The following is a 22,237-nucleotide window of genomic DNA, read 5'->3' on the forward strand; positions in this document are numbered from 1 at the left end:
CTCAGGTATCCAGGCCACCCGCCAGGAATTGCTGTAAGCGGCGCTGCATCAGCCGCCCCTCGTTACCCAGGCAACCGATTGGCGAGCCCTTAAGGCTTTCCTGCGCCAGGTCGGCGGCATCACCTGCCAGCAGCAACGGGCAATTCAGGGTCAGCGCCAGGCGCTTGAGTCGCAGCGGCAGTTCGCTGCCGGGTGCGCGATTGGAGAACAGTACCAAGGCTTGCGGCTGGGTCTTTTCGCAGATCAGCGTCAATTCATCGAATGGCTGGCCTACGCCCATGACCTTCACCGCGAGCGTTTCCCCCGACATCAGCAGGCCCGCGACCAGCAACTCCAACTCGCGGCATTCCCCGGCAACGGCCGCCAGTAATACCCGAGGCACCGACGCGGCCGCTGTCACTTGCAGACGTTGCGCGGTGCGCGAGCGCAGGTGATTGTCGAAGAACAGCCACTCGCTGGCTTGGCCGAAGCGCCCTTGGTGGCGCAGCAATGCCTGCCACAGCGGCATGAGAATGTCTTGAAACACTACGGCAATCGGGTAAGCGGAAAAGATCTGGTCGTACAGTCGGTCCAACTCACGGTCATCGAATGCGCTGATTGCAAGGCGCAGGCGTCCCTGCCACTGAACCCACTCCACCTGCGTTTCAGGCGCGGTGCCAGGTTCGCCGAGCGGCTCGTCTCGTGCGAGGAGTTTGCCTACCTTGCTGACCGCGACGCCACGTTCGATCCAGTCCAGTACCCGGTGCACGGTGTCGATATCGTTGCGCGAATACAACCGATGCCCGCTTTCGGTGCGCGTTGGCTGGATCAGGCCGTAGCGACGCTCCCAGGCGCGCAGAGTGACCGGGTTGACGCCGGTCAGCCGGGCGACTTCACGGATAGGGAAAAGGTCGTCGCAATCAGTGACATTGTCAGGCGTCTTTTCGCGCTGGGGAGCAGTAATTTCGGGCATCAGAGATGAAAAACATCCGTGTCAATTTGAACACTATTTAACGCTTATTCGGCGGCGCGATACAAGTTACAGGGCGACGCGACCAAAGTATCTGGTGTATTTCGATAAAACAGGAATAATCCTTGCCTGTTTTTTCTACGTCGCTGCCACACCCCGCAGCCTCGTTTGTGTGCCGCCTACCCGGCCCAGCGCACCCGCACACTTGGAGATACACAATGTCTACCTCACCCGTCACCCTGATGGTTGCGCGCCGCGTGGCCAAGGGTCGCTACGAAGAACTGATGGCCTGGCTGCGCGAAGGCGAGCAATTGGCCACCGACTTTCCTGGCTACCTGGGCTCAGGCGTTCTTGCCCCGCCGCCCAATGATGATGAGTTCCAGATCATTTTCCGCTTCGCCGATGAGCACACCCTGCATGCCTGGGAGTTTTCTGCCTCCCGCAGTGCCTGGTTGAGCCGTGGCAGCGAATTGTTTGCCGACCCGTCCGAGCACCGCGTACGCGGCATCGACGGCTGGTTCGGCGCGGTGGGTGCGCGCCCGCCACGCTGGAAGCAGGCCGTGGCGATCTGGCTGGCGTTCTTCCCGGTATCGCTGCTGTTCAACTTTGTATTGGGCCCGCTGCTCAATGAACTGGAGCTGGTGCCACGTGTGCTGGTCAGCACCCTGGCGCTCACGCCCTTGATGGTTTATCTGTTTATCCCACTCTCGACCCACCTGCTGGCGAATTGGCTACATCCTTCCCCACCGCGCAAGGTCACTGAAGCTGCCGCATGAGTACATGGGGCGGGCGGTCGCTGGTATAGTTTCAATCTGCCAGCGACCCGAGCCTCTCATGACTGCAACGAACGCCCCGATTCTGATCACCGGCGCCGGCCAGCGTGTCGGCCTGCATTGCGCCCAGCGCCTGCTGGACGAAGGCCACTCGGTGATTTTCAGCTACCGCAGCGAGCGGCCCGGCGTGCAGGCGTTGCGCGAGCGTGGGGCCATCGGTGTATATGCCGATTTCTCTGACGAAGCCGGAATTCTCGCGTTTATCGCCGAGCTGCACACCCACACCCAGAGCCTGCGCGCGATCATCCATAACGCCTCGGCCTGGGTCGCGGAAACGCCTGGCGACGAAAGCCGCGCTTTTACCGACATGTTCAGCGTGCACATGCTTGCGCCGTACCTGATCAACCTGCATTGTTCACCCTTGCTGCAACGCTCGACACCGGCCGACATCGTGCATATCAGCGATGACGTGGTGCGCAAGGGCAGCCGCCAGCACATCGCCTACTGCGCCACCAAGGCCGGGCTCGACAGCCTTACGCTGTCATTTGCCGCGCAGTTCGCGCCGCTGATCAAGGTCAACGGCATCGCACCGGCGATGGTGATGTTCAACGACGGCGACGATGCTGCCTACCGCGCCAAGGTACTGGCCAAGTCGGCACTGGGCATCGAGCCTGGGCCCGAGGTGATCTACCAGAGCGTGCGCTACCTGCTGGACAACCCTTATGTCACCGGAACCACCCTGACCGTCAACGGCGGGCGGCATATCAAGTAAGCCGTTTGTGAGGATGTTGTATGACCTTATCCCTGCCCCAACACTACCGCGAGATCCTTAAAGGCCTGGGCGAAGACCCCGAGCGCGAAGGCTTGCTCGATACCCCCAAGCGCGCCGCCAAGGCCATGCAATACCTGTGTCATGGCTACGCGCAGAACCTGGAGGAGATCGTCAACGGCGCGCTGTTCGCCTCTGACAATGACGAGATGGTGATCCTCAAGGACATCGAGTTGTACTCGCTGTGCGAACACCACCTGCTGCCCTTTATCGGCAAGGCCCATGTGGCCTATATTCCGACCGGCAAGGTGCTGGGCCTGTCGAAACTGGCGCGTATCGTCGACATGTTCGCCCGGCGCCTGCAGATCCAGGAAAACCTCACGCGGCAAATTGCCGACGCCATCCAGGACGTGACCCAGGCGGCCGGCGTGGCCGTGGTGATCGAAGCCAAGCATATGTGCATGATGATGCGCGGCGTGGAAAAACAGAATTCAACCATGAACACCTCGGTGATGCTCGGCGCGTTCCGCGAGTCGAACACCACGCGCATGGAGTTCCTGCAACTGATCGGACGGAGCAAGTAGCAATGCCACAACTTCAACCAGGCATGGCGCGTATCCGGGTCAAGGACCTGTGCCTGCGCACCTATATCGGTATCAACGAGGACGAAATCCTCAACAAGCAGGATGTGCTGATCAACCTGACCATCCTGTATGCCGCCCAGGAAGCCGTGCGCGACAATGACATCGACCATGCGCTGAACTACCGCACCATCACCAAGGCGATCATCGCCCATGTGGAAGGCAACCGCTTTGCCTTGCTGGAGCGCTTGACCCAGGAATTGCTGGACCTGGTGATGAGCAATGAGTCGGTGCTGTACGCCGAAGTCGAAGTGGACAAGCCCCACGCGTTGCGCTTTGCCGAATCGGTTTCGATAACGCTCGCGGCGAGCCGCTCAGCCTCAAGCGATAAGCTTCAAGCCACACGTTAAAGCCAACTTCATTCCAACTTGCAGCTTGAAGCTTACCCGCCGATAGCTGTCTCGAAGAGACCACCATGAACGATCAACAACGCCTCGAACTCGAAGCCGCCGCCTTTCGCCGGCTGGTAGCCCACCTGGACAGCCGCAAGGATGTGCAGAACATCGACCTGATGAACCTCTCGGGCTTCTGCCGCAACTGCTTGTCCAAGTGGTACAAGGCCGAGGCTGACGAGCGTCAGATCGAGCTGAGCCTCGATGACGCCCGTGAGGTGGTGTACGGCATGCCATACGCCGAGTGGAAAGCCACCTACCAGAAAGAAGCCAGCGCCGACCAACAGGCAGCGTTCGCGAAAGGAAAGACCCATGACTGATTTGAACACCCTGCGCGTTAGCCTCAACAGTGGCGAACATGTGTTTGCCGATACCTTGGCGTTTGTTGCTGCTGGTTACGACTACCAGCCGCAGGCCTTCACCAACGGCCATGTAGAAAATGCGGCCGGGCAGAATGAGGGTTCGTGCAAGACACTGGGTTTGGCCCTGCTGGAAAGTCTGAGCGATCAGGAAGCGCTGCTGGCTTTTGGCGAGCATTACCGTTCGGTGGTGGCGACGCCTGAGGGCAGCGACCACGGCAACATCCGCGCACTGATCGCGCATGGCCTGGCCGGCGTGAAGTTCACCGCACAACCCCTGACACGCCGCTGATTCAATCTAGAAACCCGTTCACTGTGGGAGCCGGGCTTGCCCGCGATGGCGATGGTGACTGATACGCCGCTATCGCAGGCAAGCCAGCTCCCACAAGGACTGGGTTAACACTTCATGACCTGGGTGTTAGTTGAATCGCGGACATAAAAAACCGGCCTCACAGCCGGTTTTTTAGTTCAACGGGGTCAGAACGAAGCGTTCTGCAGGCCGTCCAGGTAACGCTCGGCATCCAGTGCCGCCATGCAACCGGCGCCGGCCGAGGTGATGGCCTGGCGGTAAACGTGGTCGGCTACGTCACCGGCAGCGAAGATACCTTCGATGTTGGTGGCGGTGGCGTTGCCTTCACGGCCGCCCTGCACCACCAGGTAACCGTCTTTGGCTTCCAGCACGCCTTCGAACAGCGAGGTGTTCGGGGTGTGGCCGATGGCGATGAACACGCCGTCGACTTTCAGTTCGTCAAAGCTGCCGTCATTGTTTTTCAGACGGGCGCCGGTCACGCCCATGTTGTCGCCCAGGACTTCGTCCAGGGTGGCGTTGAGCTTGAGGATAATCTTACCTTCAGCGACACGGGCGTGCAGCTTGTCGATCAGGATCTTCTCGGCGCGGAAGGTCTCGCGGCGGTGAACCAGGGTCACGGTGCTGGCGATGTTCGCCAGGTACAGCGCCTCTTCCACGGCCGTGTTGCCGCCGCCGACCACGGCGACCGGTTTGTTGCGATAGAAGAAACCATCGCAGGTCGCGCAGGCGGATACGCCCTTGCCCATGAACGCTTCTTCCGATGGCAGGCCCAGGTAGCGGGCGCTGGCACCAGTGGCGATGATCAGCGCGTCACAGGTGTATACGCCGCTGTCGCCGGTCAGGCTGTAAGGCTTTTTCGAGAAGTCGACTTTGTTGATGTGATCAAACACGATTTCGGTTTCAAAGCGCTCGGCGTGTTCTTTCATACGCTCCATCAGCACCGGGCCGGTGAGGCCATGGACGTCGCCCGGCCAGTTGTCGACTTCGGTGGTGGTGGTCAACTGACCACCCGCCTGCATGCCGGTGATCAGCAGCGGCTTGAGGTTGGCCCGGGCAGCGTAGACAGCAGCGCTATAACCGGCAGGGCCGGAACCGAGAATAATCACTCGCGAATGACGGGTATCAGACATGACTCACTCCTATCGACCGCCCGGACTACAAGGCGGCTGGAATAAAAAAGGGACCACGAAGCACTTGGGGAAGGCTTGAACTCGCAGACCCTGAAAAATAATGGGTGCAGCGTATCGAGGGGGGCAAGATTAAGGAAATACGGAATAACAATCCAGCTCATAGGTGGTCTCTATGCAGTCGGCTTGGTCCATCGACACGTTTGTTACCGCTGATGTCGCCGCTTTCGCCTAAGGTGCAAAGTCGGTAAGGTCGGCGCGTTCGCCCCTTTGCTCGGAGTTCTCCATGCCCGCCCCTGCTCTTTCCGGCCCGCAATACCTGCGTGAAGGCCTCAAACTGGTGTTGAGCCCTGGCCTGCGCCTGTTTGTTTTGCTACCGCTGGCGATCAACCTGGTGCTGTTCGTCGGCTTGATCTATTTCGCCGGTCATCAATTCAGTTTGTGGGTCGACCATTTGATGCCGACGCTGCCGAGCTGGCTGAGTTTTCTGAATTACCTCATCTGGCCTCTGTTTGTGGTGCTAGTGGTGCTGATGGTGTTTTTCACCTTCACCATGCTGGCCAACATCATCGCCGCGCCCTTTAACGGCTTTCTCTCGGAGAAGGTCGAAGTGGTGGTACGTGGCACGGACGATTTTCCGGCCTTCAGCTGGGGCGAGTTGGTCGCCATGGTCCCGCGCACGCTGGCCCGGGAAATGCGCAAGCTGGGCTACTTCCTGCCACGGGCCATCGGCTTGTTTATCCTGTCGTTCATTCCGGTGGTCAACCTGATCGCCGCGCCACTATGGCTGTTGTTTGGCGTGTGGATGATGGCGATCCAGTACATCGACTACCCGGCAGACAACCACAAGCTGGGCTGGAACGAGATGCTCGCCTGGCTGCGCCAGAAACGTTGGCAGAGCATGAGTTTCGGCGGCATCGTCTACCTGGTGCTGCTGGTGCCAGTGGTCAACCTGCTGATGATGCCGGCGGCAGTAGCCGGGGCCACGTTGTTCTGGGTGCGAGAGCAAGGTGCCGAAGCGATGGCGCAGCCGAAAAAAGTGACCCAGTCATAAATCCATCATGCCGATGACACAATGACGACATGGCCCACGGCGACACTGTGGGTCATGATGACAGCCTCGCTTCACATCACCCTGATTACCGAAACCTTCCCGCCAGAGATCAACGGGGTGGCCAATACCCTTGGCCGCTTGTGCGAGGGTTTGCGGGCGCGCGGCCATCAAGTCGAGCTGGTGCGCCCGCGCCAGGGCGTCGACCAGAGCCGCCCCAGCGACGATGAGTTGCTGCTGTGCCGTGGCTGGCCGCTACCCGGGTACCCGGGCCTGCAATGGGGACAGTCGTCGATGCACAAATTGCTGCGACGCTGGACCCGTCAGCGTCCGGACGTGCTGTACATCGCCACCGAAGGGCCATTGGGTCTCTCTGCCCTGCGCGCCGCGCGGCGCCTGGGGATCAGCGTGGTCAGTGGCTTTCATACCAATTTCCAGCAGTACTCGAACCAATACGGCTTGAGCATGCTGAGCCGAATGGTCACTCACTACCTACGCTGGTTTCATAACCGTTCGACCTTGACCCTGGTGCCCAGCGCCAGCCAGCGCCTGGAGTTGGAGCGCAGGCATTTCGAGCGTCTGGGGATGTTGTCACGCGGGGTGGACAGCCAGTTGTTCCACCCGGCCAGACGCGACAACGCGCTGCGGGAAAGCTGGGCATTGAACAGTGAGCAAACTGCCGTGCTCTACGTAGGCAGACTTGCGCAGGAGAAGAACCTGGGATTGCTCAAGCGTTGCTTTGAGACGTTGCAGGACACTTATCCCCAGCGTCAGATGAAGCTGATCATCGTCGGCGATGGCCCGCAACGGGCGATGATGGAAAAGGAACTGCCGGAAGCGATCTTCTGCGGCACCTTGCGAGGCGAGGAACTGGCGCGGCATTACGCGTCAGGCGATGTGTTCCTGTTCCCCAGCCTGACCGAAACCTTCGGCAACGTGGTGTTGGAGGCGATGGCCTCGGGCTTGGGTGTGGTGGCCTACGATCAGGCGGCTGCGACCCAGCATATCCGCCATGGCTACAACGGTGTGCTGGCGATGCCGGGAGATGAGAATGCGTTTTGTGAGGCCGCTAACTGGTTACTGGAGGACGCAGAAAGCTTGCGCCGCATGCGCCTGAATGCCCGTCAGCATGCGAGCCGCCAGGGTTGGCCGGCGATTATCGAACAGTTTGAGCGCCAACTGCGCGGGGTATGCAAGGACGGGCCCCCAGTGCCCGCCCTGTCGCCGCTTACACCAGGGTCGTCAACGCCTCACGACTGAATGGCAGGATATCGCTCTCCCGGCCTTCGCGCACTTTCACGGCCCAATCCGGATCAACCAGCAGTGCGCGGCCCACGGCGACCAGGTCGAACTCGTCGTTGTTCAGGCGCTCCAGCAGTTTCTCAAGACTGGCCGGTTGCGCGACCTTGTCGGTGTTGACCATGAACTGCAGGAACTCGCCATCCAGGCCCACGCTGCCCACGGTAATGGTCGGCTTACCGCTGAGCTTGCGGGTCCAACCGGCCAGGTTGAGGTTGGAGCCTTCAAACTCCGGTTCCCAGAAGCGACGGGTGGAGCAGTGGAAAATGTCCACACCGGCGTCAGACAACGGCTTGAGGAACTCGCCCAACGCTTCCGGGGTTTGCACCAGGCGAGCGGTGTAGTCCTGCTGTTTCCACTGGGAGAAACGGAAGATGATCGGAAAGTCCGGGCCAACTGCGGCGCGGGTGGCCTCGATCAGCTCGATCGCAAAGCGCGAACGGTTGGCCAGACTGCCACCGTATTCGTCGGTGCGCTGGTTGCTGCCTTCCCAGAAGAACTGGTCCACCAGGTAGCCGTGGGCGCCGTGGATCTCTACACCGTCCATGCCGATGCTCTGGGCATCCCTGGCGGCCTGGGCGAAAGCGTTGATCACTTCTTTGATGTCCTGAGTGGTCATGCCGTGGACGACCACGTTGCCATCCTTGAGTTTTTCCATCGGGCCATAGGCTGGCACGCTGGCATCTGGCTCGGTGCCGATACGACGCACGCTGCCTACGTGCCACAATTGCGGAACGATCTTGCCACCTTCAGCGTGCACCGCGTCGACTACCTTCTTCCAGCCAGCCAGGGCGGCTTCACCGTAGAAATGCGGGACATTGGGGTAGCCGTTTGAGGCTTGATGGCCGACCACCGTACCTTCGGTGATGATCAGGCCCACGCCTGCGGCGGCGCGGCGACGGTAGTACTCGATGACGTTGGAATTAGGGACGCCACCCGGGGAGAACGAGCGGGTCATCGGCGCCATGACCACGCGCGTCGACAGTTGCAATGCACCGAGCTGGAACGGTTTGAACAAGGCTTGGACAGGCATGGGAGCACTCCACGGGAGACTTAGTTTATGACGCAGATAATATTGGGAGTGCGCAGCGCTGAGTAGCACTATTGATCCGAGTGATTAAGGGGTATGAAAGCAGTCAGTAGCTACACGCTTGAAGCTGCAAGAAGAGCGCTGGCGCTTATTCTTGCGGCTTCAACTTGAGACTTGAAGCTACACCGGAAGGGGTTCAGCTCAGGGCTTTTTCGATGGCCTGGACGATCGTCGGATCATCCGGCGCTGTACGCGGCGAAAAGCGCGCGAGCACCCGGCCGTCTTTACCCAGCAGGAATTTTTCGAAATTCCACGTGATATCCCCGGGGAACTCGGCGCCCTCACCTGCCAGCAAGCGGTACAGTTGATGCCGATCAGGGCCGTTGACCTCGAGCTTGCTGCCCAGCGGGAACGTTACCCCGTAGTTCAGGCTGCAGAACGCCTGGATCTCTTCCTCAGTACCCGGCTCCTGGCCGGCAAACTGATTGCACGGCAAGCCAAGTACGGTAAAGCCCTGGCCCTTGTACTGCTGGTAGAGTTTTTCCAACGCGGCGTATTGCGGGGTCAAACCACATTTGGAGGCCACGTTGACCACCAACACCACTTGCCCCTTTAAGGGCGCAAGCGGCAGCTCGTGTCCGTCCAACGCTTTGAGTTTCAGGTCGTGGAAAGCACTCATGACGAACTCCAGATATCCCATATTCTTCGCATTGCGGCGCTTCGAGATTACAGCCCGCAAGCCTGCAATCATAGACGCCGATTGCAAAACTCGCCTACGGGTTACTGAGCGGTCGGCCAGGGCAAAATCGGAATCGCCGTCACGGCGTTCTGCGGGCTGCCTTCGATCAGTCGGTCGCTGTACACCAGGTACACCAGGGTATTGCGCTTCTTGTCGAGGAAACGCACCACCTGCATGGTCTTGAACACCAGCGAGGTGCGCTCCTTGAACACTTCGTCGCCATCCTTGAGCTCGCCCTTGAAGCGGATCGGCCCTACCTGACGGCAGGCGATCGAGGCTTCGGCGCGGTCTTCAGCCAGGCCCAGGCCGCCTTTGACGCCGCCGGTCTTGGCGCGCGACAGGTAGCACGTCACGCCGTCGACCTTGGGGTCATCAAACGCTTCGACCACGATCCGGTCGTTGGGACCGACAAACTTGAACACCGTCGACACCTGGCCGACTTCCTCGGCGGACGCCAGCAGCGGCATGGCCAACAGCAGGCCGAGCATTCCCTTCATTAAACGCATCGTGTATTCCTTTGGTTAGACCAGGATCAGGTTGTCGCGGTGCACCAGTTCAGGTTCCGCCATGTAACCCAATAGTCCGACAATCGCATCAGAGGATTGTCCAATGATTTTCTGCGCTTCAAGGGCGCTGTAGTTGGCCAGACCACGGGCAATTTCACGACCGTCCGGCGCAACGCAGACCACCATCTCGCCACGGCGGAAGCTGCCCTGCACCAATTTGACGCCCACCGGCAGCAGGCTCTTGTTGCCTTGGGACAACGCTGATACGGCCCCCTCGTCCAGCACCAGCGTGCCTCGGGTTTGCAGGTGACCGGCCAGCCACTGTTTGCGCGCCGCCAGCATGCCGCGTTCCGGCGACAACAGGGTGCCGATGCGCTCACCGGCCTTGAGGCGGTCCAGCACGCGCTCCAGGCGCCCGCCGACGATGATGGTGTGCGCGCCGGAACGTGCGGCCAGGCGTGCGGCACGCAGTTTGGTCTGCATGCCGCCACGGCCCAGGGCGCCGCCGACACTGCCGGCCACGGCGTCCAGCGCCGGGTCATCGGCGCGCGCTTCGTAGATAAGCTGGGCGTCAGGGTTATTGCGCGGGTCGGCGTCGAACATGCCGTCGCGGTCGGTAAGAATGACCAGCAGGTCGGCTTCCACCAGGTTGGCTACCAGGGCGGCCAGGGTGTCGTTGTCGCCGAAGCGGATTTCGTCGGTGACCACCGTGTCGTTTTCGTTGATGACCGGGATGACCTTGAGCTCCACCAGCGCACGCAGGGTGCTGCGGGCGTTGAGGTAGCGCTTGCGGTCGGACAGGTCGTCGTGGGTCAGCAGGATCTGCGCCGTGTGGCGACCGTACTCGGCAAAGCTGGACTCCCAGGCTTGCACCAGACCCATCTGGCCGATGGCGGCGGCGGCTTGCAGCTCGTGCATCGCGCTGGGTCGCGCGGTCCAGCCGAGGCGGCTCATCCCGGCAGCAACGGCCCCGGACGACACCAGCACCAACTCGACGCCTGCTTCATGCAAGGCCACCATCTGCTCGACCCAGACGCTCATGGCTGCGCGATCCAGACCTTTGCCATCCGCCGTCAGCAGCGCACTTCCAATCTTTACGACCCAGCGCTGCGCACCTGTCACTTTGCTCCGCATCATCTTCAACCCTAGAGTGATGGCTGCGCGACCCAGCGCGGCCCATAACGTTATACCCAGATACTAAAACGCCGCTCTAAAAGGAGCGGCGTTCAAGTTTATCGCAACAGATCAGTCGCGCACGTAAATGATTTCCGGACCGTCGTCATCATCCACGTCTTCTTCGTCCCAATCATCGTCGCCGATGTCATGGACCGACTTCACGCCGCTGCGGCGCAGGGCACGCTGGTCGTCCAGGGCTTGCAACTGGGCACGGGCTTCGTCTTCGATCTGCTGATCGAGTTCAGCCAGTTCGGCCTTGAACACCGGGTCGGCCGCAAGGCGGTCGGCACGGTCTTCGAGGTAGCGCATGATGTCGCGGGTCAGGCGCTCGGTGCCTTCTTTGGCGATAGCCGAGATCACGTAGACCGGGCCAGTCCATTCCAGGCGGTCAACGATTTCCTTGACGCGCTCTTCGTGCTCTTCTTCGAGGATCTGGTCGCACTTGTTCAGCACCAACCAGCGATCACGCTCGGCCAGGGCCGGGCTGAACTTGGTCAGTTCGCTGACGATCACTTCGGCGGCGTCCGGTGCACTGGTGTCATCCAGCGGCGCCATGTCGACGAGGTGCAGCAGCAAACGGGTACGCGACAAGTGCTTGAGGAAGCGAATCCCCAGGCCAGCACCGTCGGAAGCACCTTCGATCAGGCCAGGAATGTCGGCGACCACGAAGCTTTTCCAACGGTCGACACTGACCACGCCCAGGTTAGGTACCAGGGTGGTGAACGGGTAGTCGGCGACCTTCGGCTTGGCGGCCGATACTGAGCGAATGAAGGTACTTTTACCGGCATTTGGCAGGCCCAACAGACCTACGTCGGCGAGGACTTTCATTTCCAGTTTTAGGTCACGCTGCTCGCCCGGCTTGCCTGGCGTGGTCTGGCGTGGCGCGCGGTTGGTACTGGACTTGAATCGGGTGTTACCCAGACCGTGCCAGCCGCCCTGCACAACCATCAGCTTCTGGCCGGCCTTGGTCAGGTCGCCAATCACTTCCTGGGTGGCCGAGTCGATGATCGTGGTGCCAACCGGTACGCGCAGTACCAGGTCTTCGCCTTTTTTACCGGTGCAGTCGGTGCTGCCGCCGTTGGAGCCACGCTCGGCATCAAAGTGCCGGGTGTAACGGTAGTCGACCAGGGTGTTGAGGTTTTCGTCGGCCATCATGTAGATGGAACCGCCGTCACCGCCATCACCGCCGTTAGGGCCACCGTTTTCGATGAATTTTTCGCGACGGAAACTCATGCAACCGTTACCGCCGTCGCCTGCTTTTACTCGGATAGAAACTTCATCAACGAACTTCATAACAAAACGCCTCTCGCCGCACGGACGAGCTTAAGAAACCAAGACATAAGACTCTTGCAAAAATGAGCGCAGCGACCTCAATCAACGACCGCACATCCCGCGCCTGAGCCCATTACAAACAGCTTTGCAAGAGACTCACCCCACAAACGAAAAAGCCCCGTCGCGAGACAGGGCTTTTCCAGCGATCTCGCAGTTAAGCTGCGACAACGCTCACGTAACGGCGGTTGAACGCGCCTTTTACTTCAAACTTGATCACGCCTTCGATTTTAGCGAAGAGGGTGTGATCTTTACCCATGCCAACACCGTAACCGGCGTGGAATTGGGTGCCGCGCTGACGCACGATGATGTTGCCCGGAATGATTTTCTGGCCGCCATACATCTTAACGCCAAGGCGTTTGGCTTCTGAGTCGCGACCGTTACGGGTACTACCACCAGCTTTTTTGTGTGCCATGAGTCAATTCTCCTAGTGAGGAATTAGGCTGAAATTAAGCCTGAATACCGGTGATTTTGATCTCGGTGTACCACTGGCGGTGGCCCATACGTTTCATGTGGTGCTTACGACGACGGAACTTGATGATGCGGACTTTATCGTGACGACCTTGGGAGATCACTTCAGCCACAACGGTAGCGCCAGCAACAACTGGAGCGCCGATGTTCACGTCATCGCCATTGGCGACCAACAGAACGCGATCAAAAGTAACGGATTCGCCGGTAGCGATTTCCAGTTTTTCGATCTTCAGGTATTCACCTGGGGCGACTTTGTATTGCTTGCCACCAGTAACAATTACTGCGTACGACATGGTATTTCTCCGATAATCCTGCTCACCCAGCGCTTTATAAGAAGAGGTATTGGCTGGCATGGCTGCATGGGATGGACGTCCCGAATGCAATTGCGTAAGGCAGGTGCTGCCCAGGAAGTTCAGGGTGCGCGATTGTACGCAAGGCTTTGACGCGTTGCAAGTGGCCGTCTATCGCGCCTTGACACCCGGGGGCCTGGGTCCTAGCATGCCGCGCAACCCTTCTGGAGCGACTGTCGCTGATGCAACCCCAAGCTTTCTACCGCGCGGTCGCGGACGATTTTAGCGCCGTCGACGGCATCATCAAGAAGCAGCTGACTTCTAAAGTGCCGCTGGTCTCCAAAATTGGCGACTATATTACGTCGGCGGGCGGTAAACGCCTGCGTCCTTTATTAGTGTTGCTGTGCGGCAAGGCCCTGGGTCGCGAAGGCGATGACCTGCGCCTGCTGGCGGCCACTATCGAGTTCCTGCACACCGCCACCCTGCTGCATGACGACGTGGTCGACATGTCCGGCATGCGCCGTGGCCGCGAGACCGCCAATGCCATGTGGGGCAATGCGCCTAGCGTACTGGTGGGCGACTTCCTGTACTCGCGCTCGTTTGAAATGATGGTTGAACTTGGCTCGATGCCGGTGATGAAAATTCTTTCACAGGCCACGCGCATCATCGCCGAGGGCGAAGTGCTGCAACTGTCGAAGGTCCGGGACGCCAGCACCACCGAAGAAACCTACATGGAAGTGATTCGCGGCAAAACCGCGATGCTCTTCGAAGCCTCCACACACAGCGCCGCTGCACTGTGTGGCGCGACGGCCGAACAGTCCGAAGCCCTGCGCACGTTTGGCGACCACCTGGGCGTAGCCTTCCAACTGGTGGACGACCTGCTCGACTACCTTGGCGACGCAGAGACCTTGGGCAAGAACGTCGGCGACGACCTGGCCGAAGGCAAGCCGACCTTGCCGCTGATCTACACCATGCGCGAAGGCACGCCGGAACAGGCCGCCTTGGTGCGCAAGGCGATCCAGAAAGGCGGGATCGAAGACCTGGAGGCCATCCGTGCCGCCGTCGAGGCGTCAGGCTCGCTGGCGTACACCGCGCAGTTGGCGCGTGATTATGTCGCCCGTGCGATCAAGTGCCTGGACGCCCTGCCGGCCAGTGAATACCGGGACGCCCTGGTTGAGCTGAGTGAGTTTGCGGTCGCACGTACGCACTGATACTGCCCGGTTTCATGTGGGAGCTGGCTTGCCAGCGATGACTTTAGTGAGTTCACTGCCGCTATCGCAGGCAAGCCAGCTCCCACAGAGTTCTGCGGCGCCCCAACCTTGCGATAAACCCTATATAATGTGCGACTTTTAGCCATCCTGACTTTTAAGGAGCTTTAGTGAGCACGTTGCCACCCTGCCCGAAATGCAACTCCGAATACACCTACGAAGACGGCACCCAGCTGATCTGCCCGGAATGCGCCCATGAGTGGTCCGCCAATGGCGAGGCCGAAGCGGCCAGCGACGAAACCGTGAAGAAAGACTCCGTCGGCAATGTGCTGCAGGACGGCGACACCATCACCGTGATCAAGGACCTCAAGGTCAAGGGCACCTCCCTAGTGGTCAAGGTCGGCACCAAGGTCAAGAACATCCGCCTGTGCGACGGCGACCACGATATCGATTGCAAGATCGACGGTATCGGCCCGATGAAGCTCAAGTCCGAGTTCGTGCGCAAAGTCTGAATATGCTACCTCCATCCCGCGCCCGCCGCGGGATGGCGTTTCGCCCTCTACGTTGAGCCTACGCAATATCCACACAGAAAAAACCAGAAACCGCCAATAGTCACTTGCTATTCTACGAATAAGAATTATTCTCATTGAAACCCATCAAGGAGATGCGACCCATGACTTATTTGATAGATGCCTGGCTGGACCGCCCACACCCTTACCTGCGGATCCTGCATCGGGAAACCGGCGAAGTCTGTGCGGTACTGGAAGAAGAAGCCCTGAATGAACTGCAGGATCAGGGTGACCTGGACGTCAACGGGCTGAGTTCAAGTGAACCTGGCGTGTTGAAGGAAGTGGTGCGCAATCTGTTTCTGTTCTGCTATGCCCGAGCGTTGCGCCCGGCCACGGAGCTCAATGGCAAGTTTCATCCATGAGCGACACTACAAGCCATGAATGCACCGGCCTGATGTGGGAGTCGGCGGTTCGACTTGCCCACGATGCAGACGACTCGGTCAACCTTGCTACCGAGGTGATGCTATCGCAGGCAAGCCAGCTCCCACATCAAGCTGGCGTCAATGCTACCCAGTCTTACAGAACGTCGAGCAGTTCGACGTCGAACACCAGAACGCTGTGCGGCGGGATGCTGCCAACGCCTTGAGCGCCGTAAGCCAGTTCGCTCGGCACATACAGACGCCATTTACTGCCGGCATTCATCAATTGCAGGGCTTCGGTCCAACCGGCGATCACGCCGCCAACAGGGAATTCTGCAGGCTGGCCGCGCTCATAGGAGCTGTCGAACACAGTGCCGTCGATCAGGGTGCCGTGGTAGTGAGTACGCACTTGGTCTTCACGGGTTGGCTTGGCGCCATCACCTGCGGTCAGCACTTCGAATTGCAGGCCGGAAGCCAGGGTGGTGATGCCATCACGCTTGGCGTTTTCAGCCAGGAACGCCAGGCCGGCGCCCGCTGCGGCTTCAGCCTTGGCAGCCGCTTCGGCTTGCATGATTTCGCGGATCACTTTGAAGCTGGCGGCCATCTGCTCTTGGTCCACACGGCTTGGCTTGCCGGCGAAGGCGTCGGTCAGGCCGGCCAGGATCGCGTCAAGGCTCACGCCCGGCGGCGGGTTGTCGCGCAGTTGGTCACCCAACTGACGGCCAATACCGTAGCTGACGCGGGTTTCGTCGGTGGACAGATTAACTTCGGACATGAAGAGGCTCCGCTGTAGGAAGACACCGAAAAAGCTGCATGAGCGCTGCGCTTCCCGTGCCATCCAGAACTAAAAGGGCCAGCAGACTAGCACAGAAAACCTGCCCCTGATGAGCCCCACCCCTGCCCCTAGCTATCTACCGCTGCGCCGCCCGGGCGTTACCTCATGCTGAGGATTCATTCCATCATCATGGGGACTGTGCCGATGAGCACCCAGACCGAACCCACCCTCGAGCAGCTCGAGACCCAACTGCTCGAGATCGACCCGACACTGCGCGGCCAGACGCTGCGCCCCGTCCAATTGCCGCACACGCTCCAAGCGCTGGAAAAAGTGAACGCCACGCTCAAGCAAGCCAACGCGGCTTTCTTCACCCAGGCCCGCGCGCTCTACAAAGGCCTTGCCGAAGACGACACCTCGCTCGCGCGCTTGAAAACCAATCTAGACCAGCAACTGCAAACCCTGGATGAAACCAGCCGCGTGGACGGCCAGGGCCGCAAGGCCTACATGATCTATACCGCCGGCAGCACCGCGCTGGAACAGGAAGCGAGCCTCAACGCCAAGGATTACCTGCTCACACCGTCCGACCAGCGCATGGTGGAAGACTGCTCCCGCGGCCCGGCGTTTCGTCCAGGCATGTATGCCCTGACGTTCACCTATCAGGAACAGACCGTGGCCTTTGCCGGCGCCTTCGTGCTCACGCGCCAGGCCAGCCCCGTGGTGAACGACTTGACCTGCGGCGAGCCGGTCGGTCCGGTACTGCTATTCACGCCATCCCGTGGCCTGGAACCCTTCGACTCGTTGCACGACCTCGACCAGGGCCTGCTGACAATCATGGCAACCGCCACCGACCGGGACGCGCTCACTCGCCACCTGCCTGTGGCTTATCAACACGTGCACAGCGCCGGTATCTGGCCCCTGGAACTGCAACCGATCACCGGCCAGCCGCTGTTCGAATTCAGCTACCAGGCGCTGCTGAACAAACGCAGCCTCGACATCGAAGCCGCCCTGGCGAACCAAACGCCTGCCACGCGGGGTCCATTGCTGGACGCCGCCATTCAGGCGGCGCTGCCCGACCTCAGCGAACGCCTTGAATTTCGCGCCCAACGCCTGTTGGAACAAGCCCTCTACAACCGTTTGCCCGCCTGGTACCGCAATGCCGCAGCGACTGACCAACACGCGTTAATCGCGAAACTGGCGAACTACAATCAGGCTCGCCAGTCATTCCTCGACCTGTTCGGCCCTGCCGCCACACCACAGGCCCTGGCGCACTACCAACTGGTAGAGCGGCTGGCAGACGACATGGATATCCACGACCTCGATCCGCACCAACTGCACATCACCACCCAGCGCAAGGTCTCCCTCGTCGGCGACTATGCACAACGCCATGACCTGGTGGCGTTGGCATTGGCAGGCCTGCACACCGACGACGGGTTGCCTGGCTCCGACTTCCTGCATCGCAGCCAACTCACCTACGCCGACGCGCCGTTGCAGGGTGATCATGCCCAACTGACTCCGCAAGCTTTGTCCCTCCTGTTACAACACCTGCATCCGCGCCTGGACTTCGCCGCCGAGCAAAAAAGCATGCTCGGTACGCCTGAAATCAAACAGGCGACTAGGGCGCTGCTCGATCAACGCCTGCTCACGCTGGCGACCCTCGCCAGGCTCCAGGGCCATCTGGACACGGCCGACTACCGGCGCTTCGAACAACTGCGCGCCAATCTTCATCCGCACCTGCGGGCGCAACCGGTGCTGGTACATGGCGCGCAACTCAAGGACCTGTGGCTACTGCGCGACGAAGCTGCCAGCGGCCAGGTCAAGCGCCTGCTGCTATGCACTCCCGAAGCCCCGCGCGCTCGGCAGTTCATGGCCTTCGACAGCCTGCGGGAATGCCAGACCCACATCATCGGCTGGGCGGATGAAGCGTCCGGGGCGATGCGTGACTATGTGATCCAGCAAGTCCCCGTGCGCTTTCGTCCCAAGATGGCGACCTTTATGAACAACCTGAGCTTTAAGCCAGGGGACGACGAGTATCAGGAAGTCACCTTCGGCCCGGCGTGTAACCATGCCGACTGCCTGGACGCGATGGTCGCCCATTGGCTCGAATCCCAGGCGCTGGACGATTACCAACACAGCAGCCCACCCTGGTATCGAGCAGCGTCGGCAGCCAACCGAATCAAACTCACCAGCCTGGCCGAGGATACCCAGGGCGCACAGCGCACCTACGATGCCCGGCCGGATTCGGAGGCGCGTCTGCCGACCTTTGAGGCGTATGTGCATGAGCACGCCAAAGCCAGCCTCAATCGGCTGTTGGGGCGTCAGCAGAATGATGTCGATCCAGACACGGTTTTCGTCTACTCGCCCAAGCCGTTGCTGGGGCCGAAAACCGAAATGCCCTACACCCAGTTGTACCGCGACGGTTACGAAGACGGCGTGGGGTTCCTCGACGAAAAGTTCTCCGCCAGCGCCACTTTCCGCGGCCCCGCTGGCGTGGACCTGAGCCGGCTGACCGCGCAGAACGTGGCTCGCTCAGTGACCGGGGTGTGGATCGGCCAGCGCTACACCGAGCGGGTCCGCCTGCAACTGCAAACCGAAAGCCCAGGGTATGACGACCGGCGCAACGCCATCCTGAAGATCAACCAATTGCAGATGAAAAGCGCCGCCCTCGAGTCCCGCCTCCAAGGCCACATCGCCAGTGCCGACCTGGCCTGGCTGGAGCGAGGCATCGATGGCCTGGGCGACAAGGCCGTCAGCCAACGCAACAGCTACCGCGTGTACCGTTTGTTCATCTACGGTGAATGGGCGATCGGCAACTACCTGCTCAGTCACGCCGACAACCCCACGCTGCTCTATACCCCGAATGCTCCGGATGGCATCAGTTTTCGCGAGGCCAGGCTGTTCAACTATCTGCTCAAGCAGGTCGACGGCATGCCGGCCTACTTCTGTGGACGCGTGCCGACACAGTCCCGATCGCGGGTCAGCGGATTTCTGGAGAGCGTGCGCAAAGGCCTGCCCAGTGATATCAACCGCACTACGCCAAGCCCGGCCCGCTATGACGCGATCGCCCACGCGGCCCCCCTGGCCGATCTGCGCCATGAGTTCTACAACATGGCGCTGCAACGCAAGATCGATGAGGTCAACGCCACCACCGTCAACCGCATGCAGAAAATCACCGGCATTCTCTGGACCTGCGTGGAATGGCTCACCGCCGTCGCCACGATCCCATTCCCGCCCCTGAGCCTGAGCCTGGGCGGCCTACTGGCATTCAAGGACGCCATGCTGGCGCTCAACGCCTATCAGCAGCGCGATAAAGCCCTGGCGCTGCAGCACTTTCTCGGTTACTTGCTTAACAGCGGCGGTGCCTTGCTGTTTGATTACCGCCAGGTTCTGAAGGGGACGTTCAATTTGCTGTCGCCCCTGCGTCCGTTGATTCCCGCCAGCAAGCAGGCCCTGAAAATCGCTGCACTCAAGCCACTCAAAAGCACCGTGCCACCCGGCCTGCAACCCGTGCTGTTTGATGGCCAGTCACTGTGGGCCGCGCAACAATCCGATGCGCTGGGCCGGCATCTGCTCTATCGCCTTGACGCGCGAACGGGCGACTATCGTTCAACGGCACGCCTGGTCAATCAGGACGCCAGCGGCAACTGGACGCGTTCCGGCCTGACGGGAGGTGGTAAGACGAAATACGAAAAGCTGGCGGAGGGCGTCGATAACCCCTTGGCCCCGTATGAGATTGCTCCCGATCAGAGCAAGAATTTCAGGGCTGTACTGGCGCCCGACTTCCTTAAGGAGCAGAGCGATTGGGGCGCCGGCCTGGCCGATGCGTCCCGCACACAGGCCAGCGCAGCGCTGGCCCCGCTCAGAGAAACGTACCCCGCGCAGGTATTACGCCTGACTGAAGATGCCAACCAGTTCTTCCAGACCCCAGGACCGCGTCCTGCCCGGACCGCCGCGCCGGCACTGGCCCCCGACGCCTCCCACGCGGGCATTTTGCAAACCCTGTTCGCGCCCACCAAACGCTTGATCATCGGGGCCCAACACAACGCCATCGCCAGCAAGCAATTGCTCATCGAGCACATGCCGGCGCTGGCCAAGCAAGGCTTGAAGCGCCTGTATCTCGAAAACCTGCCGGCGGATATTTTGCGCAGCAAACTGCAGGTGCTGAACAAGCAGGCCAAGGGCGATATCGCACGCGCACTGAAGCAGGTGGAAGACCACCTGGCCGAGGTCGACAGCGCGCTCGGACTGCACCGCGACGCCCCCTTCACTTACCGCAAACTGATGCTTGCCGCCCACCGGCACACTATCGCGGTGGAGGCGTTGGATGGCTCTGCCTCCTACCATCTGGAACACGTACTCGCGTTGGGGGACGGCGAGCGTTTTATCCCTCGCGCCAGCACCTTGAGAAACTTCTATTCCCACAAAATCCTGGAACGCGATGCCGCAGACGGTTGGATCGCTTTGGTCGAACAAAATCGCCTAGGCACCTATGATCAGATACCGGGCCTGGCCGACCTGCAAAATGCGCTGGCCTTACGGGTCGAGGAGGTACCGCCAGGCGGGGTGAACGGTATCTGGCCCGACGTCAGCGGTGCCGCCCAATCCCGAGGGGATTACAGGCTCGCCATGACGACAGCCCCCCGTGTGCTGCCATCACCCGGCTCGTCACGGGTTGTGCAGGCGGCGGCGGTGTCATCGCATTTCGACACGTTCGACCTCCCTGCGACACTTCACGAGGACATCACGCAACTGGCCAGCGAGCACCGCGGCCTCGACACGCGCTACGCCTCGCAGCACCGGTCGAAGACGCAACAGGCCGCTATCCAGAGCTTTATCGATCAGCGAGAACAGCTTCATCGGCAAGCCAGCCGTTTCGTTGCCGATTACACCTTCACGAAACGCCCGTCATTGACGCTGCTGGCCACGGCAACCACAGAAGTGGCGTTTCTGGAGCGCCTTTATCAGTCAAGGCTCGGGCTGGTGATTGGCGAAGTGCATTCGGCCGTATCACCTAAGCAGTTTCTAATCAAACACATGAAATGGCTGAAAAAACAGGGGGTCCGGACCCTCTATGTGGAACACCTGCTGACGGACTTGCATCAGGCACAGTTGGACGCTTTCCACAGCGGTTTGAAAATGCCCGAGCGCTTGCAACGTTATGTAAAGCGGCAAGACCTCGGCCATATGTGGAACTACAGCGGGCCCCATACCTACATCGGTGTGCTGAGCGCGGCCAATAAATACGGGATCCGCGTGCGAGCGCTTGATTGCACCGCCAGCTACCACACCAAGGGCATCGGCGGCGCCAACGTTCGGCCTACGCTGTTCAGCTATTTCGCCAACGAAGTGATCAAGGCCGACCAGGCGGCGCAAGGTGCGCATAAATGGGTGGCGCTGATGGGCACGGCCCACACCGACACCCATTACCTGGTACCGGGGATTGCGCAATTGCAGAACGCCGTCAGCCTGCATATTCACGATGTAGCCCCAAGCCTCGCAAAGCCGTTGCACGTCGGCGCCTGGGAAACGGCTGACGATGCCGGCGGAATAGCCTTGCGCAGCGACTTCAAACTGACCGTCGGCGTGCCGGGCCGAGCGCTCCCGGCGCCAGTAGCACTACCTGATCGGAGCAAACTCAAGCAGGCCGGTGAGTTCCTGATTGAGCGGCGTTCGTCGACTGAAATCAACCTGGTGCATCGTTCCAGAAACGATGAAATCGTGACCACCGCCATTCAAATCGACGAGCGCGGACGCTACTTCATCAATCGATGGGACCGACTCAACGAACAGCGCTTCCTGCACCTGTCGCAATTGATCGAGGCGCTCAAGAGCCATCCGCCCCTGGGCATTGGGCCGGGCCTGCGACCGGTGACCTGACTCACACCTGAAGGCCCCGCCCATTGCCAGGGTGGGACCGTTTGGTCATTCGGGCAACAAAAGTATTTCAGGTTCACGCATTGCCGCCGATACAGGCCTACATAACTCAGCTGGCCCCAACAACAACACCGTCCAGCACACCGAAATCATTCTTGCGGAGTATCGATGAACAGCTGGTTCGGCAACATCAGCGTCAACCTCAAACTCGGCCTGGGCTTTGGCCTGGTGCTGGTTCTCACCT

Annotated in this window: 22 protein-coding genes; 12 read left to right on the forward strand and 10 right to left on the reverse strand. The window is 60.4% G+C overall.

What is annotated here, in order from left to right:
• Position 1: 1 nt before the first annotated feature.
• The gene (locus AACY52_RS01840) at positions 2-952 is read right to left on the reverse strand and encodes a MerR family transcriptional regulator (protein WP_339420689.1); all 951 of its coding nucleotides are present in this window, start codon (positions 950-952) and stop codon (positions 2-4) included.
• 215 nt (positions 953-1,167) lie between these two features.
• Between AACY52_RS01840 and AACY52_RS01845 the strand changes: the two genes are divergently transcribed.
• The 6 genes from AACY52_RS01845 to AACY52_RS01870 all read left to right on the forward strand — a co-directional run bounded on the left by AACY52_RS01845 (position 1,168) and on the right by AACY52_RS01870 (position 4,175).
• A complete protein-coding gene (locus AACY52_RS01845) occupies positions 1,168-1,725 on the forward strand; it encodes an antibiotic biosynthesis monooxygenase (RefSeq protein WP_065874470.1) in 558 nt (185 codons plus the stop codon).
• A 58-nt stretch (positions 1,726-1,783) separates the two neighbouring features.
• Positions 1,784-2,494 carry a dihydromonapterin reductase gene (gene folM / locus AACY52_RS01850; RefSeq protein ID WP_339435951.1) on the forward strand — a complete coding sequence of 237 codons (711 nt, stop codon included), beginning with the start codon at positions 1,784-1,786 and terminating at the stop codon, positions 2,492-2,494.
• A gap of 20 nt (positions 2,495-2,514) precedes the next feature.
• Positions 2,515-3,075 carry a GTP cyclohydrolase I FolE gene (gene folE / locus AACY52_RS01855; protein WP_049711572.1) on the forward strand — a complete coding sequence of 187 codons (561 nt, stop codon included), beginning with the start codon at positions 2,515-2,517 and terminating at the stop codon, positions 3,073-3,075.
• A gap of 2 nt (positions 3,076-3,077) precedes the next feature.
• Positions 3,078-3,482 (forward strand): dihydroneopterin triphosphate 2'-epimerase, encoded by a 405-nt coding sequence (folX, locus tag AACY52_RS01860; protein ID WP_339470653.1) that lies wholly within the window; start codon positions 3,078-3,080, stop codon positions 3,480-3,482.
• A gap of 65 nt (positions 3,483-3,547) precedes the next feature.
• The gene (locus AACY52_RS01865) at positions 3,548-3,844 is read left to right on the forward strand and encodes a DUF1244 domain-containing protein (protein WP_339420692.1); all 297 of its coding nucleotides are present in this window, start codon (positions 3,548-3,550) and stop codon (positions 3,842-3,844) included.
• Positions 3,837-4,175 (forward strand): HopJ type III effector protein, encoded by a 339-nt coding sequence (locus tag AACY52_RS01870; protein ID WP_339438148.1) that lies wholly within the window; start codon positions 3,837-3,839, stop codon positions 4,173-4,175. The genes AACY52_RS01865 and AACY52_RS01870 overlap by 8 nt, the downstream gene beginning before the upstream one ends.
• A 185-nt stretch (positions 4,176-4,360) precedes the next feature.
• On the opposite strand, the gene trxB is transcribed toward AACY52_RS01870, so the two are convergent.
• Positions 4,361-5,323 carry a thioredoxin-disulfide reductase gene (gene trxB, locus AACY52_RS01875; RefSeq protein WP_003176041.1) on the reverse strand — a complete coding sequence of 321 codons (963 nt, stop codon included), beginning with the start codon at positions 5,321-5,323 and terminating at the stop codon, positions 4,361-4,363.
• 283 nt (positions 5,324-5,606) lie between these two features.
• Here trxB and cysZ point away from each other — a divergent pair, with 283 nt between their 5' ends.
• The gene (cysZ, locus tag AACY52_RS01880) at positions 5,607-6,374 is read left to right on the forward strand and encodes a sulfate transporter CysZ (RefSeq protein WP_339420550.1); all 768 of its coding nucleotides are present in this window, start codon (positions 5,607-5,609) and stop codon (positions 6,372-6,374) included.
• Between the two features lie 54 nt (positions 6,375-6,428).
• Positions 6,429-7,631 (forward strand): glycosyltransferase family 1 protein, encoded by a 1,203-nt coding sequence (locus AACY52_RS01885; RefSeq protein ID WP_339436059.1) that lies wholly within the window; start codon positions 6,429-6,431, stop codon positions 7,629-7,631.
• On the opposite strand, the gene AACY52_RS01890 is transcribed toward AACY52_RS01885, so the two are convergent.
• The 7 genes from AACY52_RS01890 to rplU all read right to left on the reverse strand — a co-directional run bounded on the left by AACY52_RS01890 (position 7,600) and on the right by rplU (position 13,214).
• Positions 7,600-8,703, reverse strand: a complete 1,104-nt coding sequence (locus tag AACY52_RS01890; protein WP_339420548.1) for an NADH:flavin oxidoreductase — start codon at positions 8,701-8,703, stop codon at positions 7,600-7,602. The genes AACY52_RS01885 and AACY52_RS01890 overlap by 32 nt on opposite strands.
• A 193-nt stretch (positions 8,704-8,896) precedes the next feature.
• Positions 8,897-9,379 (reverse strand): glutathione peroxidase, encoded by a 483-nt coding sequence (locus AACY52_RS01895; RefSeq protein WP_339420547.1) that lies wholly within the window; start codon positions 9,377-9,379, stop codon positions 8,897-8,899.
• Positions 9,380-9,480: 101 nt separating this feature from the next.
• Positions 9,481-9,945 (reverse strand): CreA family protein, encoded by a 465-nt coding sequence (locus tag AACY52_RS01900; protein WP_065874460.1) that lies wholly within the window; start codon positions 9,943-9,945, stop codon positions 9,481-9,483.
• 15 nt (positions 9,946-9,960) lie between these two features.
• Entirely contained in the window at positions 9,961-11,079 is a 1,119-nt protein-coding gene (gene proB, locus AACY52_RS01905; protein WP_339456633.1) for a glutamate 5-kinase, read from the reverse strand.
• Between the two features lie 111 nt (positions 11,080-11,190).
• Positions 11,191-12,414, reverse strand: coding sequence for an Obg family GTPase CgtA (gene cgtA / locus AACY52_RS01910; RefSeq protein ID WP_339435948.1), 1,224 nt, complete (start codon positions 12,412-12,414; stop codon positions 11,191-11,193).
• A gap of 193 nt (positions 12,415-12,607) precedes the next feature.
• Positions 12,608-12,865, reverse strand: coding sequence for a 50S ribosomal protein L27 (rpmA, locus tag AACY52_RS01915; protein WP_003176049.1), 258 nt, complete (start codon positions 12,863-12,865; stop codon positions 12,608-12,610).
• Between the two features lie 34 nt (positions 12,866-12,899).
• Positions 12,900-13,214, reverse strand: coding sequence for a 50S ribosomal protein L21 (rplU, locus tag AACY52_RS01920; RefSeq protein ID WP_003176051.1), 315 nt, complete (start codon positions 13,212-13,214; stop codon positions 12,900-12,902).
• A 239-nt stretch (positions 13,215-13,453) separates the two neighbouring features.
• On the opposite strand from rplU, the gene AACY52_RS01925 reads away from it, so the two are divergent.
• The 3 genes from AACY52_RS01925 (at position 13,454) to AACY52_RS01935 (ending at position 15,350) form a co-directional block, all read left to right on the forward strand.
• Entirely contained in the window at positions 13,454-14,422 is a 969-nt protein-coding gene (locus AACY52_RS01925; protein ID WP_339420545.1) for a polyprenyl synthetase family protein, read from the forward strand.
• 167 nt (positions 14,423-14,589) lie between these two features.
• Positions 14,590-14,931, forward strand: a complete 342-nt coding sequence (locus AACY52_RS01930; protein WP_339420544.1) for a zinc ribbon domain-containing protein YjdM — start codon at positions 14,590-14,592, stop codon at positions 14,929-14,931.
• A 161-nt stretch (positions 14,932-15,092) separates the two neighbouring features.
• Positions 15,093-15,350 (forward strand): hypothetical protein, encoded by a 258-nt coding sequence (locus AACY52_RS01935; protein WP_003194088.1) that lies wholly within the window; start codon positions 15,093-15,095, stop codon positions 15,348-15,350.
• 154 nt (positions 15,351-15,504) lie between these two features.
• On the opposite strand, the gene AACY52_RS01940 is transcribed toward AACY52_RS01935, so the two are convergent.
• Positions 15,505-16,122, reverse strand: coding sequence for an FKBP-type peptidyl-prolyl cis-trans isomerase (locus AACY52_RS01940; RefSeq protein WP_003176055.1), 618 nt, complete (start codon positions 16,120-16,122; stop codon positions 15,505-15,507).
• Between the two features lie 204 nt (positions 16,123-16,326).
• On the opposite strand from AACY52_RS01940, the gene AACY52_RS01945 reads away from it, so the two are divergent.
• Positions 16,327-21,996 (forward strand): membrane-targeted effector domain-containing toxin, encoded by a 5,670-nt coding sequence (locus tag AACY52_RS01945; protein WP_339560199.1) that lies wholly within the window; start codon positions 16,327-16,329, stop codon positions 21,994-21,996.
• Positions 21,997-22,237: the final 241 nt, after the last annotated feature.

The organism is Pseudomonas sp. EA_65y_Pfl1_P113, assembly GCF_963970525.1.
Classification (GTDB): domain Bacteria; phylum Pseudomonadota; class Gammaproteobacteria; order Pseudomonadales; family Pseudomonadaceae; genus Aquipseudomonas; species Aquipseudomonas tritici.